The sequence below is a fragment of the Streptomyces albidochromogenes genome, from assembly GCF_005981925.1.
Taxonomy (GTDB): domain Bacteria; phylum Actinomycetota; class Actinomycetes; order Streptomycetales; family Streptomycetaceae; genus Streptomyces; species Streptomyces albidochromogenes.
On the sequence record NZ_VBVX01000202.1, the window covers coordinates 1 to 12446 of the forward strand.

The window sequence follows — 12446 nt, forward strand, 5'->3', positions numbered from 1 at the left end:
CGCGAGGCGGGGCAGGTCTTCCGCCCGTACCTCTCCCAGCAGCCGCTCGCCCGCCGCGAACCGCTCGGCCTCCGCCACCGCGAACTCGCCCAGCAGCCGCACCTCCGTGCCCATGGCCCCGGCGACATGCGGCGTGACCAGCACGTTGGGCAGGCGCAGCAGCGGGTGCCCCGGCGGCAGCGGCTCCGGGTCGGTGACGTCCAGTACGGCGTCGATCCGCCCCCGCGCGCAGTGCGCCGTCAGCGCCTCCGTGTCGACGAGGCCGCCGCGCGCGGTGTTGACGAGCACCGCGCCGTCCCGCAGCAGCCCCAGCGCCCGGGCGTCGACGAGGTGGCGGGTGGCGGGCAGCAGCGGCGCGTGCAGCGAGACGATGTCCGAGCCGGTCAACAGGGCGTCCAGGCCGACCGGTTCGGCGCCCAGCGCGGACGCCTCGGCCGCCGCCAGGTACGGATCGTGCACCAGCAGCCGCACTCCCGTACCGGCCAGCCGCTCCAGCACCAGCCGCCCGGTCCTCGACGCGCCGACGATGCCGACCGTCCGGTCCAGGAAGCCGGTCCGCGGGGACACCGTCAGGTCGCGGGGCCGGCCCGCCCGGTACTCCCCCGCCGACCGGAACGCCCGCTTGGCCGAGAGGTGGATCGCGGCGACCGTGTAGTCGGCGACCGGCCCGGCGTTGGCGGGCGCCGCCGACGAGACGGTGATGCCCCGCTGCCAGACCTCGGGGGCCAGGACGTGCTTGACGGAGCCGGCCGCGTGCATGACCGCCCGCAGGCGCGGGGCGGCGGCGAGCACCCCCACGTCGACCGGCGGGCACCCCCAGCCGGTGATGAGCACCTCCGTACGGGACAGGGCCTCGCGCGCCCCGGGGCGGCCGAAGTCGTCGACCACCAGGTCCGGTACGTCGAAGCGGGCGGCCAGCCGCGCCCGTACCCCGGGGAGCAGGGCCAGTGCGGCCACGTCGCGGCGCATGGCGACGAGCGCCGTGAGCCGGGGTGACGTCGAGGGTGACACGGTGCGGTCCGCCTTTCCTTGGACCGGCGGGCGCGCCGGCCGGATCCGGGCGTCATGCCCGCGAACTGCCGGAACCACTCGCCGCCGTACCGGATCCGGTGACCGGGCGGCGGCCGCTCGCCGGGCGCCGGGCGGTGCGGGCCCGGGTCAGGTCATGAGTCCGTCGAGGTCCTTGAACACGACGCCGTCCTTCATGACGAGCAGGACGTCGCCCGGCCTGCCGAGGGCCGTGATGTCGGTCAGCGGATTGCCCCGGGCGACGACCAGGTCGGCCCGCTTCCCGGCTTCGAGGGTGCCGATCTCGTGGGCCAGGCCGAGGAGTTCGGCGGCTTCGGCGGTCCCGGCGCGGATCGCGCCCATCGGCGTCATCCCGCAGGCCACGAGGTGCTCCAGCTCCCGCAGGTTGGTGCCGTGCTCCGCGATGCCGCAGTCGGTGCCCATGGCGACGCGCACGCCGCGCGCGACGGCGTGCGGGACGTGCTGGCGGGCGACGGCCTGCCAGTGCTTCTTCTTCGCGTACGCCCAGCCGGCCGCCTTCTGGGGGTCGGGGTCGGTGTTCGCGGTGGTGAGCGTCGGCACCAGGAACGTGCCGCGCTCCAGCATCAGGTCGATGGCCTCGTCGTCGATCTCGTAGCCGTGCTCGACGCTGGCGACGCCGCCGCGCACGGCGTTGAGGATGCCGCGGCGCCCCTGGGCGTGGGCGGCCACCTTCCGGCCCCCGTGTCCGGCGGCGATCTCGGTGATCGTACGGATCTCGTCCTCCAGGAAGCCCTCGTCGCCGGGCTGGTCCGTCGGGCTCCACACCCCGCCGGTGGCCGCGATCTTGACGCAGTCCGCGCCCTGGCGGAGCACTTCGCGCACGGCCCTGCGGCATCCGGTGACGCCGTCGGCGAGCCGCCCCATGACGGGGTCGTTCGCGCCGTTGTCGTGGGCCGCCCGGAAGTCGCCGTGGCCGCCGGTGGGGCTGAGCATGGCGACCGCCACGAGCAGGCGGGGCCCCGGGATCAGGCCCGACTCGACGGCCTCGCGGTGGCCGGCGTCCGCGCCGCCGAGGTCGCGGGCGGTGGTGACGCCGGCGTCGAGGGTGAGCTTCATGCGCGGCGCGGCGAGGAAGACCCGCAGGGAGGCGGGCATCGCGGCGATCTCGGCGTGGCTGAGGGCGCCGCCGGGCGATGCCATGTGCACGTGGCAGTCGATGAAGCCCGGCAGGATCGTCCGGCCGCGTACGTCGACGCGGCGGGCCGGCGCCGCGGTCCGCGGCCGCGCGTCCAGCTCGGCGCGGGGGCCGGCCCAGCGGACGAGCCCGTCCTCGACGAGCACCGCCCCGTCCGCGACCGGCTCGCCTCCGGTGCCGTCGATGAGGAGTCCGTTGTGAAGGAGTACGGGGGTGCTGCGGCCGGTCATGGCGCGGTTCCTTCCCAGGCGACGAGAATGGCCGCCGCGACGGCGCCCGGAACCGGGAGAGCCGCGCGGCGCCACCACACGGTGGTACAAGCGTCGTCGGCCGATCCGGCGGCGCCCTTGAGGGCCCGCGGACACGGAAGGCAGGGCCGTCGGCCGCGCCGCGCCCGGACTCTGGAACAGTACGGAGCAGTGACCGACGGCCGGCCGTGACCGGCCGCCCCCATCCCGAGGAGACGGCGATGAGCCTGTACGACATCCCCCTGCGCACCCTGACCGGCGAGCCCACCACGCTGGCGGCCTACGAGGGCAAGGCGGTGCTGGTGGTCAACGTGGCGTCCAAGTGCGGACTGACGCCGCAGTACGCGGGCCTGGAGCGGCTCCAGACGACGTACGAGGACCGGGGCTTCACGGTCCTCGGTGTACCGTGCAACCAGTTCGCGGGCCAGGAGCCGGGCAGCGCGGAGGAGATCGGGACCTTCTGCTCGGCGACGTACGGCGTGACGTTCCCGCTGCTGGAGAAGATCGAGGTCAACGGGGAGCACCGCCACCCGCTGTTCGTCGAGCTGACCGCCGCGAAGGACGAGGCGGGCGAGGCCGGGGACGTCCAGTGGAACTTCGAGAAGTTCCTGGTCAGCGCCAAGGGTGAGGTCGTCGGCCGGTTCCGTCCGCGCGTCGAGCCGGAGGCCGCCGAGGTCGTCGCGGCCATCGAGGCGCAGCTCCCCTCCGCCTGACGACGCACGCGGGCGCCGTCCCCCGGCCCGGGGAACGGCGCCCGCGGCACGTGGCGCGCGGCGGCCGGCTAGCGGATGGGCATGCCCGACAGGGTGCGGGCGATGACCAGGCGCTGGATCTCGCTGGTGCCCTCGAAGATCGTGTAGATCGCGGCGTCGCGGTGCATGCGCTCCACCGGGTACTCGCGCGTGTAGCCGTTGCCGCCGAGGATCTGCACGGCCTGCGCGGTGACCTCCTTGGCCGTCTCGCTGGCGAAGAGCTTGGACATCGAGCCCTCCGCCGCGTCGAACGGCTTGCCCGTCGTCGCCATCCACGAGGCGCGCCACACCAGGAGCCGCGCCGCGTCGATCCGGGTGCGCATGTCGGCGAGCTGGAAGGCCACGCCCTGGTTGTCGATGATCGGGCGGCCGAACTGCTCACGGGTCTTGGCGTAGTCCAGGGCCACCTCGTACGCCGCGCGGGCGGTGCCCACCGCCATCGCGCCGACGGCCGGGCGGGACGCCTCGAAGGTGGCCATCGCGGCGTTCTTCACCCGCTCGCCGCCCTTGCGGGCGCGCTCACGGGCCCGCGCGAGGCGCTCGTCGAGCTTGTCCTTGCCGCCGAGCAGGCAGTGACCGGGGACGCGGACGTCCTCCAGGACGACCTCGGCGGTGTGCGAGGCGCGGATGCCGTGCTTCTTGAACTTCTGGCCCTGGGAGAGGCCGGGCGTGGCCGGCGGCACGATGAACGAGGCGTGGCCCTTGGAGCCCAGCTCCGGGTCGACGAGGGCGACGACGACGTGGACGTTGGCGATGCCGCCGTTGGTGGCCCAGGTCTTGGTGCCGTTCAGGACCCACTCGTCCTTGGCCTCGTCGTAGACGGCGCGGGTGCGCATCGCGGAGACGTCGGACCCGGCGTCCGGCTCGGAGGAGCAGAAGGCGGCGACCTTGACGTCGTCGGTGTCGCCGTACATCTGCGGGATCCAGGTGCCGATCTGCTCCTCGGTGCCGTTGGCGAGGACCCCGACGGCGGCGAGGCCCGTACCGACGATGGACAGGCCGATGCCCGCGTCGCCCCAGAAGAGCTCCTCCATCGCCATGGGGATGCCGAGGCCCGTGGGGTCGAAGAACTGCTGGGCGTAGAAGTCGAGCGAGTAGATGCCGACCTTGGCCGCTTCCTGGATGACCGGCCAGGGGGTCTCCTCACGCTCGTCCCACTCGGCGGCGGCCGGGCGCATCACATCGGCGGCGAACCCGTGGATCCAGTCGCGGACCTGCTTCTGGTCATCGTTGAGTTCGAGCGTGAACTCGGCCATGTCCCCTCCAGCACTGCGTACAAACTGCTCAGGCGTTACTTGCGGTAACCGGAGTCTGTTACCGGCGCGTAGGCCATGTCAACCGCGGCAGCGCGGCACACGGCCTTGGTGTTACGTTTCCCAGGCGTCACGCAATCGCATTGGGCGGGGAGAAACACCATGGACACCACACACACGGACGAGCAGCAGAGATCCGCTGCCGCACGGCGCCGGCGGGAGCTGCTGGAAGCGGCGGACCGCGTGGTGCTGCGGGACGGTCCGCAGGCTTCCATGAACGCCATAGCCGCCGAGGCCGGGATCACCAAGCCGATCCTCTACCGGCACTTCGGCGACAAGGGCGGCCTGTACCGCGCGCTGGCCAAGCGCCACACCGACGCGCTGCTGTCGGCCCTGCGCACCGCATTGGACGCGCCCGCCGAACGGCGCGAGCGGGTCGAGGCGACGCTCGACACGTACCTCGCCGCGATCGAGGCGCTGCCGGAGGTGTACCGGTTCCTGATGCACCCCTCCGAGGACGCCCACCAGCCCGAGCAGGGCTTCGACGTCGGCCGCCACTCGGCGCCGCTGCTGCGCCGGCTCGGGGAGGAACTGGCCACGGTGATAGCGGAGCGCATCGACCTGGGGCCGGGCAGCGAGCAGCTGGCGCGGGTGTGGGGGCACGGCATCGTCGGGATGATGCACGCGGCCGGCGACTGGTGGCTGGGTGAACGCCCCTGCTCGCGGCAGCAGTTGGTGTCCAGCCTCGCGGACCTGCTGTGGGGCCGGCTCGCCGCCGCGGACGACCGCGAGGACGGCCCCGGCTTCTAGCCCCGGCGCGGAGCCCGGCCCCGACCGCGCCAAGACGGCCGGGCAGGTGCGAGCCCGCCTACTGCCGGCCGTGCCAGGGCGCGCGCCGCGCCGCCCGCAGGGCCCTGGCCCGGCGCCATCCGGTGAGGCGGTCCGTGTAGACCAGGCCGGACAGGTGGTCGCACTCGTGCTGGAGGCAGCGGGCGAAGAAGCCGGTGCCCTCGACGCGCACCGGATCGCCCGTCAGCGCCACGCCCTCCACCACCGCCCGGTCGAACCGCTCCGTACCCGCCTCCACCCCCGGCAGCGACAGGCACCCCTCGGGACCGCGTACGGTGATGCCGTCGGCCTCGACCAGGCGTGGGTTGACGATGTGACCGACATGCCGGACATCCTCGTCGTCCGGACAGTCGTAGACGAAGACGCGCAGCGGTACGCCGACTTGGTTGGCCGCGAGGCCCACTCCCTCGGCGGCGTACATCGTCGCGAACATGTCCTCGACGAGGCGGACGAGCGAGGGACCGAAGTCGCTCACCGTCTCGCAGGGCGCGTGCAGCGCCGGGTCGCCGAGCAGTGTCATGGGTCGTACGAGCCCGGAACTGCCGGGAATCGGGCGGTGTCGCATGGCGGCAAGCGTACGTTCCACCGGGGGCCGAGACGCCCCCGGCGGTGCCGGGGTGCGGGGGCCCGGCTTGTTCTCGATAGGCTGAGCCCCGACGTTGACCGGTGGACCTGGGGCAAATGCGGCGCCGGATGCAAGGAGGATCAGTGACGATGGCAGGCAACACGGAGCCGTTGTCGCCGCGGGCCAAGCTGGCCGTGACGGCAGGCAAGGCCGCGGCGGCGGTGTCCCGCGCCGCGGGACGCGGCAGCGGATCCGTGATCGGCGGCAAGGTGGCGCTCAAGCTCGACCCCGACCTGCTCGGGCGGCTCGCCCAGCATCTCGACGTCGTGCTCGTGTCCGCGACGAACGGCAAGACGACCACGACCCGGCTCATCGCCGAGGCACTGCGGGCCAGCGGCCCCGTCGTCTCCAACGCGCTCGGCGCCAACATGCCGGCGGGCATCACGTCCGCCCTGGCGGGCGGCTCGGACGCGAAGTACGGCGTGATCGAGGTCGACGAGAAGTACCTCGCCGGGGTCGCACGCGATGTGACGCCCAAGGCGATCGCCCTGCTCAACCTCTCGCGCGACCAGCTCGACCGGGCCGCCGAGACGCGGATGCTCGCGGAGAAGTGGCGTGAGGGCCTGTCCGGCACGAAGGCCGTCGTCATCGCCAACGCCGACGACCCGCTGATCGTCTGGGCCGCGTCCTCCTCCCCCAACGTGGTGTGGGTGGCGGCGGGCCAGGAGTGGAAGGACGACGCCTGGTCCTGCCCGTCCTGCGGCGGTGTGATGCAGCGCCCCGGCGACGACTGGTTCTGCGGCGAGTGCGGCTTCCGCCGCCCCGCCCCGAGCTGGGTGCTGAGCGGCGACCACGTCGTCGACCCGCACGGTTCGGCCTGGCCGATCCACCTCCAGCTGCCCGGCCGCGCGAACAAGGCGAACGCCGCCACCTCCGCCGCCGTCGCCGCCGTGTTCGGCGTGCCGCCGCAGGTGGCGCTGGAGCGGATGTACCAGGTGCAGGCGGTGGCCGGCCGGTACGACGTGGTCGCGTTCCAGGAGCGCGAGCTGCGGCTGCTGCTCGCGAAGAACCCGGCGGGCTGGCTCGAAACGTTTTCCCTCATCAACCCGCCGCCGACGCCGGTGATCCTGGCCGTCAACGCGCGCGGCGCGGACGGCACGGACACCTCCTGGCTGTGGGACGTCGACTACACCCGGCTGGCGGGCCACCCGATCTTCGTGCTCGGTGACCGCAAGCTGGACCTCGCCGTGCGCCTGGAGGTCGCGAACCTGGAGTTCCGGGTCTGCGAGACGCTCGACGAGGCCGTGCAGCTGGCGCCGCCCGGGCTGATCGAGACGATCGCCAACTACACCGCGTTCCAGGACCTGCGCCGCCGCGTCGGCAACTAGGCCCGCGTACACCGGAAAAGGACAAGCAAGCATGAGCGACAACAGCCTGCGCCTGGTGTGGATCTACCCGGACCTGCTGAGCACGTACGGCGACCAGGGCAACGCCCTGGTCGTGGAGCGCCGGGCCCGTCAGCGCGGCCTCGACGTCCACCGTGTGGATGTACGCAGCGACCAGCAGATCCCCACTTCGGGCGACATCTACCTGATCGGCGGCGGTGAGGACCGCCCGCAGCGGCTCGCGGCGGAGCGGCTGCGCCGCGACGGCGGTCTGGAACGCGCGGTCTCCAACGGTGCGATCGTCTTCTCGGTCTGCGCCGGGTACCAGATCCTCGGCCACGAGTTCATCAACGACCTCGGCGAGCGCGAGCAGGGCCTCGGGCTGCTCGACGTGGTCAGCACGCGCGGCGAGGGCGAGCGGTGCGTCGGCGACGTCCTCGGGGACATCGACGAGCGCCTCGGCCTGCCGCCGCTGACGGGCTTCGAGAACCACCAGGGCATCACCCATCTGGGCCCGACGGCCCGGCCGTTCGCCCGGACGCGCATCGGCAGGGGCAACGGGACCGGCGACGGTACGGAGGGCGCGTACAACGACACCGTCTTCGGTACGTACATGCACGGCCCCGTGCTGGCCCGCAACCCGCTCATCGCGGACCTGCTGCTGAAGCTGGCCCTCGACGTCAACGCGCTGCCCCCGACCGACGACCGCTGGTACGAGGCGCTGCGCGCCGAGCGCATCGCCTCGGCGACGCAGCCGGCCTGACGCGGTTCGTACACCTTTGTGGTGTCCAGCTGACGGACTGCCGGTTCGGCCCCGTCACCCCGCGCGAGTAGGGTGACGGGGATCCAACCGGACGACGTGGTCCGGTCTCCGGCCCACGTTGCAAAGGTATTCCGGGCATGCGTATTGGTGTACTCACTTCCGGCGGCGACTGCCCCGGTCTGAACGCTGTCATCCGTTCCGTCGTGCACCGCGCCGTCGTCGACCACGGCGACGAGGTCATCGGCTTCCACGACGGCTGGCGGGGCCTTCTGGAATGCGACTACCGCAAGCTCGACCTCGACGCGGTGGGCGGCATTCTGGCCCGGGGCGGCACGATTCTCGGCTCCTCCAGGGTCCAGCCCGCGCATCTGCGCGACGGCGTCGAGCGGGCGCGCGGCCATGTGGCCGACCTCGGGCTCGACGCGATCATCCCGATCGGCGGCGAGGGCACGCTGAAGGCGGCGAACCTGCTGTCCGAGGCGGGGCTGCCGATCGTCGGCGTACCGAAGACCATCGACAACGACATCGCGTCGACGGATGTCACCTTTGGGTTCGACACGGCCGTCGGGGTCGCGACCGAGGCCCTCGACCGGCTCAAGACCACCGCCGAGTCGCACCAGCGGGTGCTGATCGTCGAGGTCATGGGGCGGCACACCGGCTGGATCGCCCTGCACTCCGGCATGGCGGCCGGCGCGCACGCCATTGTGGTGCCGGAGCGGCCCTTCGACATCGGCGAGCTGACCGAGCTGGTCGGCAAGCGGTTCTCGGCCGGCAAGCGGTTCGCGATCGTCGTGGTCGCCGAGGGCGCCAAGCCGCGCGAGGGCTCCATGGAGTTCGACATCGGCGGCAAGGACATGTACGGGCACGAGCGCTTCGCGGGCGTGGCCCGGCAGCTGTCCGTCGAGCTGGAGGAGCGCCTCGGCAAGGAGGCGCGGCCCGTCATCCTCGGCCACGTGCAGCGCGGCGGCACCCCGACGGCGTACGACCGCGTCCTCGCCACCCGCTTCGGCTGGCACGCGGTGGAGGCGGCGCACCGGGGCGAGTTCGGGATGATGACGGCGCTGCGCGGCACGGACATCGTGATGGTGCCGCTGGCCGAGGCCGTGGAGACCCTGAAGACCGTTCCCGGCGAGCGGTACGCCGAGGCCGAGTGCGTGCTGTGATCTTGTTGCCTGTCTGACGGACTGCCCCCGGCCGCGAGCGCGGCCGGGGGCAGTTCTACTCTGTACCGGACAACCGTTACGAATGGGCAGTCCTCGGGAGTACACAGATGGATCACAGCGGGCACGGCAGCGGCATGAACATGGATCTGCCGCCGTTCACGCTGGGACGGGGGCTGGAGTTCTCCCCCGATCTCTTCTTCCTGGTGGGCTGCCTGGCGGGGCTCGCCCTCTACGGGTGGGGCGTGGTGCGGCTGCGGCGGCGCGGCGACGGCTGGCCGGTCGGGCGGACGGTCTTCTTCGTCGTTGGCGTGCTGAGCGTGGCGCTGGTGATGTGCACCAAGCTGAACGACTACGGCATGGTCATGTTCAGCGTCCACATGGTGCAGCACATGGTCATCAGCATGCTCTCGCCGATCCTCCTGCTGCTCGGCGCCCCGGTGACCCTCGCGCTGCGCGCGCTGCCGGTGGCGGGACGCGGGAACCGCAAGGGGCCGCGCGAGGTGCTGCTGATGCTGCTGCACAGCCGGTACATGAAGATCGTCACGCACCCGGCGTTCACGATCCCGCTGTTCATCGCGAGCCTGTACGCGCTCTACTTCACGCCGGTCTTCGACTTCCTGATGGAGAGCAAGCCGGGCCACATCGGCATGATGGTGCACTTCCTCGCCGTCGGCCTGGTCTTCTTCTGGCCGATCATGGGCGTCGACCCGGGGCCGCACCGGCCGGGCTACGTGATGAGGATGCTGGAGCTCTTCGCCGGCATGCCGTTCCACGCGTTCTTCGGCATCGCGCTGATGATGGCGACCCAGCCGATGATCGGCACGTACGCCAACCCGCCCGCGTCGCTGGGCATCGACGCGCTGAGCGACCAGAACGCGGCGGGCGGCATCGCCTGGGCGTTCTCCGAGATCCCCTCGGTGCTGGTGCTGATCGCGCTGGTCTTCCAGTGGTACCGGTCCGAGCAGCGGGTCGCGCGGCGCGCGGACCGGGCGGCGGACCGCGACGGCGACAAGGAGCTGGTGGCGTACAACGCGTACCTGGCGTCGCTCCAGGCGCGCGGGCGCTAGATCGCCGGTAACGTCGGCACAGTGGCGCGGGAGCGCCGCAGGGGTGACGATGGCCCTCCATCAGAAGGAGGGGGCGCGCATGCCCGGTTCTACGAAGTCGATGGGGGTGCTCACCGTCAGTACGCTGGTCGTCATATCGGCGTACACGGCGGCACTCGGCAGCAACGGCTGGCTGTGGTTCGGCTGGGTCGTGCTGGGGCTCGTCACGGTGGGGATGGCCGCGTCGCGCAGCCGGTGAGCCTCCGGGCGCGCCCGCGGAAACGTCACCGCACGACGCCGGTACGACGCCCGGCGCCCGGGGTCAGAAGCGGAAGACCGGGCCCGTCGCGGTGTCGAGCACGCACGCGTTCGGATAGGTCTTGCGCCAGGCCGTCGGGACTCCGCCCCAGGTACCGGCGGCGCTGACGGTGACCGGTTCGTACTGCTTGGTGCACGCGCGCGGGTTCCCCGGCAGCTTGTCGAAGTCGCCGTTCGCCCTGCCGAGCGCGGCGCACGCGCCGGCGGCGTCCGGGTGGGGCCCGGAGGGGTCCGGAGCGCAACGCAGGAGCACGCCCCTCATCCAGGTGCTCGACGATCCCGAGACCGTCAGGAAGAGCCCCTTGGACGGCTTCGGCTCACCGGGTGCGCCGGCCGCCCGGGCGGGCAGGGCCGCGCCCGCGAGGGCGAGCAGGACGACTGCGGTGACGGTGACTGGGGAGCGCATCCGGGACCTCCTGGGCTGGCTGGGGTGCCTGGCGACTGGGTGTCGGCGAGAGCCAGGCCACCGCCGCCCGGGCCCGCCGGCAAGCGGCCGCGCCGCCGTGTCCCGCGCACGGGCGCGCCCGCTGCTCCGTACGGCGGACACGCGCGGGCGCGAAGGTCTCACCCGGGCCGGGGCGTCCGCCTCAGCCCAGCAGGGCGTCCAGGCCCGCCACCAGCCCCTCGGGGCCGCCGCGGCCCGCCATGGCCACGGCGGTGGCGCGCAGGCGCGGCAGTTCGGCGGCCGGCACGCGGTGCAGGCCGAGGCGGAACGCCGGGTCGGGTTCGTTCGGGTCGTCGTCCATGGCCCGCAGTTCGACCAGCAGGTAGCCGAGCAGCCACGCGGTGAAGCACCGGTGGGCCTCCACCGCCTCGTGCTCGCTCCGGCCCGCCTCGTGCAGCAGCGCCAGGACGCGCTCGTCGACGCGCAGGACGGGAAGGGGCCGGCGGGCCATCGGCGTGGACAGCAGGCGGGTGGCGAGCAGCGGAACGACGTGCGGGTGGCGCAGAGCGACACGGTAGGTCGCGAGCGCGACGCGGCGCAGTTCGCCGCGCCAGTCGGCCCGCTCGGACGCGGGGTCGCGTTCCAGGTCCTCGTGGAGCTCCTGGCAGAACGCCTCGACCAGTCCGTCCAGCAACGCGTCCTTGCTGGGGGCGTACCGGTACAGGGCCATCGCCTCGACGCCCAGTTCGACGCCCAGCTTGCGCATGCTGAGGCCGGACAGGCCGTCGCGGTCGACCACCTCCAGGGCCGTCGCCAGTACGCGTTCCCTGCTCAGCCGCCCGTACCGCCCCCGGTCGCCGGCGCGTCTGGCGCGGCCCTCGCCCGACTCCTTCGGCATGTCCGCCTCCCGGGGCTCGTCGCTCGCTGCGCCGGTCCTGCGGGCCCTTGACTCCGCAGGACAACCGTAGCAAAGTCGACATATACGTCGTAAATGAACACCAGCAGCGTACAGCGCGTTTCGATCAGGAGCGTCGACCATGACGCACAGCGAGTCGCAACCGGTGGTTCCTCCCCAGGAGGCGTCAGCCCGCAGGGCGGCGCGGTCCCCGGGTACGCCGTCGACCGTGCTGGTCACCGGCGGCGCGGGTTTCATCGGGAGCCACGCCTGCGTGGAACTGCTGGACCACGGCTACGAACTGATCGTCGTCGACAACTACTCCAACAGCACCCCCCAGGTCTTCGCCCGGGTGGAACGCATCGCCGGCCGCTTCGTCGGCGCCGTGTACGAACTGGACATCCGAGACCGACGCGCCCTGTCAGCCGTCTTCGACCGCCACTCCGTGGACGCCGTCATGCACTTCGCCGCGCACAAGGCCGCAAGCGAGTCGGTCCGCAACCCCGTCCCGTACTACGACACCAACATCGGCGGCACCACCTCCCTGCTCCGCGCCATGGACGAGCACAACGTCCACCACCTCCTCTTCTCCTCCACCGCCTCCGTCTACGGCAACGCCGGACACGGACCCCTCAGCGA

The 12446-nt window shown here is 72.5% G+C and carries 14 protein-coding genes; 8 read left to right on the forward strand and 6 right to left on the reverse strand.

Annotated features, from left to right (window positions below; translation table 11 throughout):
• Together E2E34_RS23270 and E2E34_RS23275 are read right to left on the reverse strand one after the other, a co-directional pair.
• Positions 1-969: hydroxyacid dehydrogenase (locus E2E34_RS23270; protein ID WP_138903878.1), on the reverse strand; the 969-nt coding region annotated here is incomplete at its 3' end.
• 189 nt (positions 970-1158) lie between these two features.
• Complete coding sequence (locus E2E34_RS23275) at positions 1159-2415, reverse strand: metal-dependent hydrolase family protein (RefSeq protein WP_138903868.1); 1257 nt, start codon at positions 2413-2415, stop codon at positions 1159-1161.
• A 239-nt stretch (positions 2416-2654) separates the two neighbouring features.
• Between E2E34_RS23275 and E2E34_RS23280 the strand changes: the two genes are divergently transcribed.
• On the forward strand, positions 2655-3146 hold the full coding sequence (locus tag E2E34_RS23280; protein WP_138903869.1) for a glutathione peroxidase: 492 nt from the start codon (positions 2655-2657) through the stop codon (positions 3144-3146).
• 68 nt (positions 3147-3214) lie between these two features.
• Here the strand turns inward: E2E34_RS23280 and E2E34_RS23285 are convergent, their stop codons facing one another.
• Complete coding sequence (locus E2E34_RS23285) at positions 3215-4441, reverse strand: acyl-CoA dehydrogenase family protein (protein WP_138903870.1); 1227 nt, start codon at positions 4439-4441, stop codon at positions 3215-3217.
• A 159-nt stretch (positions 4442-4600) separates the two neighbouring features.
• On the opposite strand from E2E34_RS23285, the gene E2E34_RS23290 reads away from it, so the two are divergent.
• On the forward strand, positions 4601-5248 hold the full coding sequence (locus E2E34_RS23290; RefSeq protein ID WP_138903871.1) for a TetR/AcrR family transcriptional regulator: 648 nt from the start codon (positions 4601-4603) through the stop codon (positions 5246-5248).
• A gap of 58 nt (positions 5249-5306) precedes the next feature.
• Here E2E34_RS23290 and def read toward each other — a convergent pair whose 3' ends face one another.
• Positions 5307-5852, reverse strand: a complete 546-nt coding sequence (def, locus tag E2E34_RS23295; RefSeq protein WP_138903872.1) for a peptide deformylase — start codon at positions 5850-5852, stop codon at positions 5307-5309.
• Between the two features lie 149 nt (positions 5853-6001).
• On the opposite strand from def, the gene E2E34_RS23300 reads away from it, so the two are divergent.
• From E2E34_RS23300 to E2E34_RS35600, 5 genes are all read left to right on the forward strand, one after another.
• Positions 6002-7240, forward strand: a complete 1239-nt coding sequence (locus E2E34_RS23300; RefSeq protein WP_138903873.1) for a Mur ligase family protein — start codon at positions 6002-6004, stop codon at positions 7238-7240.
• Positions 7241-7271: 31 nt separating this feature from the next.
• A complete protein-coding gene (locus E2E34_RS23305; protein ID WP_138896664.1) occupies positions 7272-8000 on the forward strand; it encodes a type 1 glutamine amidotransferase in 729 nt (242 codons plus the stop codon).
• A 137-nt stretch (positions 8001-8137) separates the two neighbouring features.
• The gene (locus E2E34_RS23310; protein WP_138896665.1) at positions 8138-9163 is read left to right on the forward strand and encodes a 6-phosphofructokinase; all 1026 of its coding nucleotides are present in this window, start codon (positions 8138-8140) and stop codon (positions 9161-9163) included.
• A gap of 107 nt (positions 9164-9270) precedes the next feature.
• On the forward strand, positions 9271-10230 hold the full coding sequence (locus tag E2E34_RS23315) for a cytochrome c oxidase assembly protein (RefSeq protein ID WP_138903874.1): 960 nt from the start codon (positions 9271-9273) through the stop codon (positions 10228-10230).
• A gap of 79 nt (positions 10231-10309) precedes the next feature.
• Complete coding sequence (locus tag E2E34_RS35600) at positions 10310-10468, forward strand: hypothetical protein (protein WP_167518359.1); 159 nt, start codon at positions 10310-10312, stop codon at positions 10466-10468.
• 63 nt (positions 10469-10531) lie between these two features.
• Here E2E34_RS35600 and E2E34_RS23320 read toward each other — a convergent pair whose 3' ends face one another.
• Positions 10532-10933, reverse strand: a complete 402-nt coding sequence (locus E2E34_RS23320) for a subtilase-type protease inhibitor (RefSeq protein ID WP_138903875.1) — start codon at positions 10931-10933, stop codon at positions 10532-10534.
• Positions 10934-11114: 181 nt separating this feature from the next.
• Positions 11115-11810, reverse strand: coding sequence for a TetR/AcrR family transcriptional regulator (locus E2E34_RS23325; protein WP_138903876.1), 696 nt, complete (start codon positions 11808-11810; stop codon positions 11115-11117).
• Positions 11811-12036: 226 nt separating this feature from the next.
• Here E2E34_RS23325 and E2E34_RS23330 point away from each other — a divergent pair.
• A partial coding sequence (locus E2E34_RS23330; protein WP_244316008.1) for an NAD-dependent epimerase/dehydratase family protein occupies positions 12037-12446 on the forward strand: 410 nt, incomplete at its 3' end.

Excerpts from the sequence above, each read along its gene's own strand:
- E2E34_RS23275 (WP_138903868.1), bottom strand. The coding sequence starts at position 2,415 with ATGACCGGCCGCAGCACCCCCGTACTCCTTCACAACGGACTCCTCATC.
- E2E34_RS23280 (WP_138903869.1), top strand. The coding sequence starts at position 2,655 with ATGAGCCTGTACGACATCCCCCTGCGCACCCTGACCGGCGAGCCCACC.
- E2E34_RS23285 (WP_138903870.1), bottom strand. The coding sequence starts at position 4,441 with ATGGCCGAGTTCACGCTCGAACTCAACGATGACCAGAAGCAGGTCCGC.
- E2E34_RS23290 (WP_138903871.1), top strand. The coding sequence starts at position 4,601 with ATGGACACCACACACACGGACGAGCAGCAGAGATCCGCTGCCGCACGG.
- def (WP_138903872.1), bottom strand. The coding sequence starts at position 5,852 with ATGCGACACCGCCCGATTCCCGGCAGTTCCGGGCTCGTACGACCCATG.
- E2E34_RS23300 (WP_138903873.1), top strand. The coding sequence starts at position 6,002 with ATGGCAGGCAACACGGAGCCGTTGTCGCCGCGGGCCAAGCTGGCCGTG.
- E2E34_RS23305 (WP_138896664.1), top strand. The coding sequence starts at position 7,272 with ATGAGCGACAACAGCCTGCGCCTGGTGTGGATCTACCCGGACCTGCTG.
- E2E34_RS23310 (WP_138896665.1), top strand. The coding sequence starts at position 8,138 with ATGCGTATTGGTGTACTCACTTCCGGCGGCGACTGCCCCGGTCTGAAC.
- E2E34_RS23315 (WP_138903874.1), top strand. The coding sequence starts at position 9,271 with ATGGATCACAGCGGGCACGGCAGCGGCATGAACATGGATCTGCCGCCG.
- E2E34_RS35600 (WP_167518359.1), top strand. The coding sequence starts at position 10,310 with ATGCCCGGTTCTACGAAGTCGATGGGGGTGCTCACCGTCAGTACGCTG.
- E2E34_RS23320 (WP_138903875.1), bottom strand. The coding sequence starts at position 10,933 with ATGCGCTCCCCAGTCACCGTCACCGCAGTCGTCCTGCTCGCCCTCGCG.
- E2E34_RS23325 (WP_138903876.1), bottom strand. The coding sequence starts at position 11,810 with ATGCCGAAGGAGTCGGGCGAGGGCCGCGCCAGACGCGCCGGCGACCGG.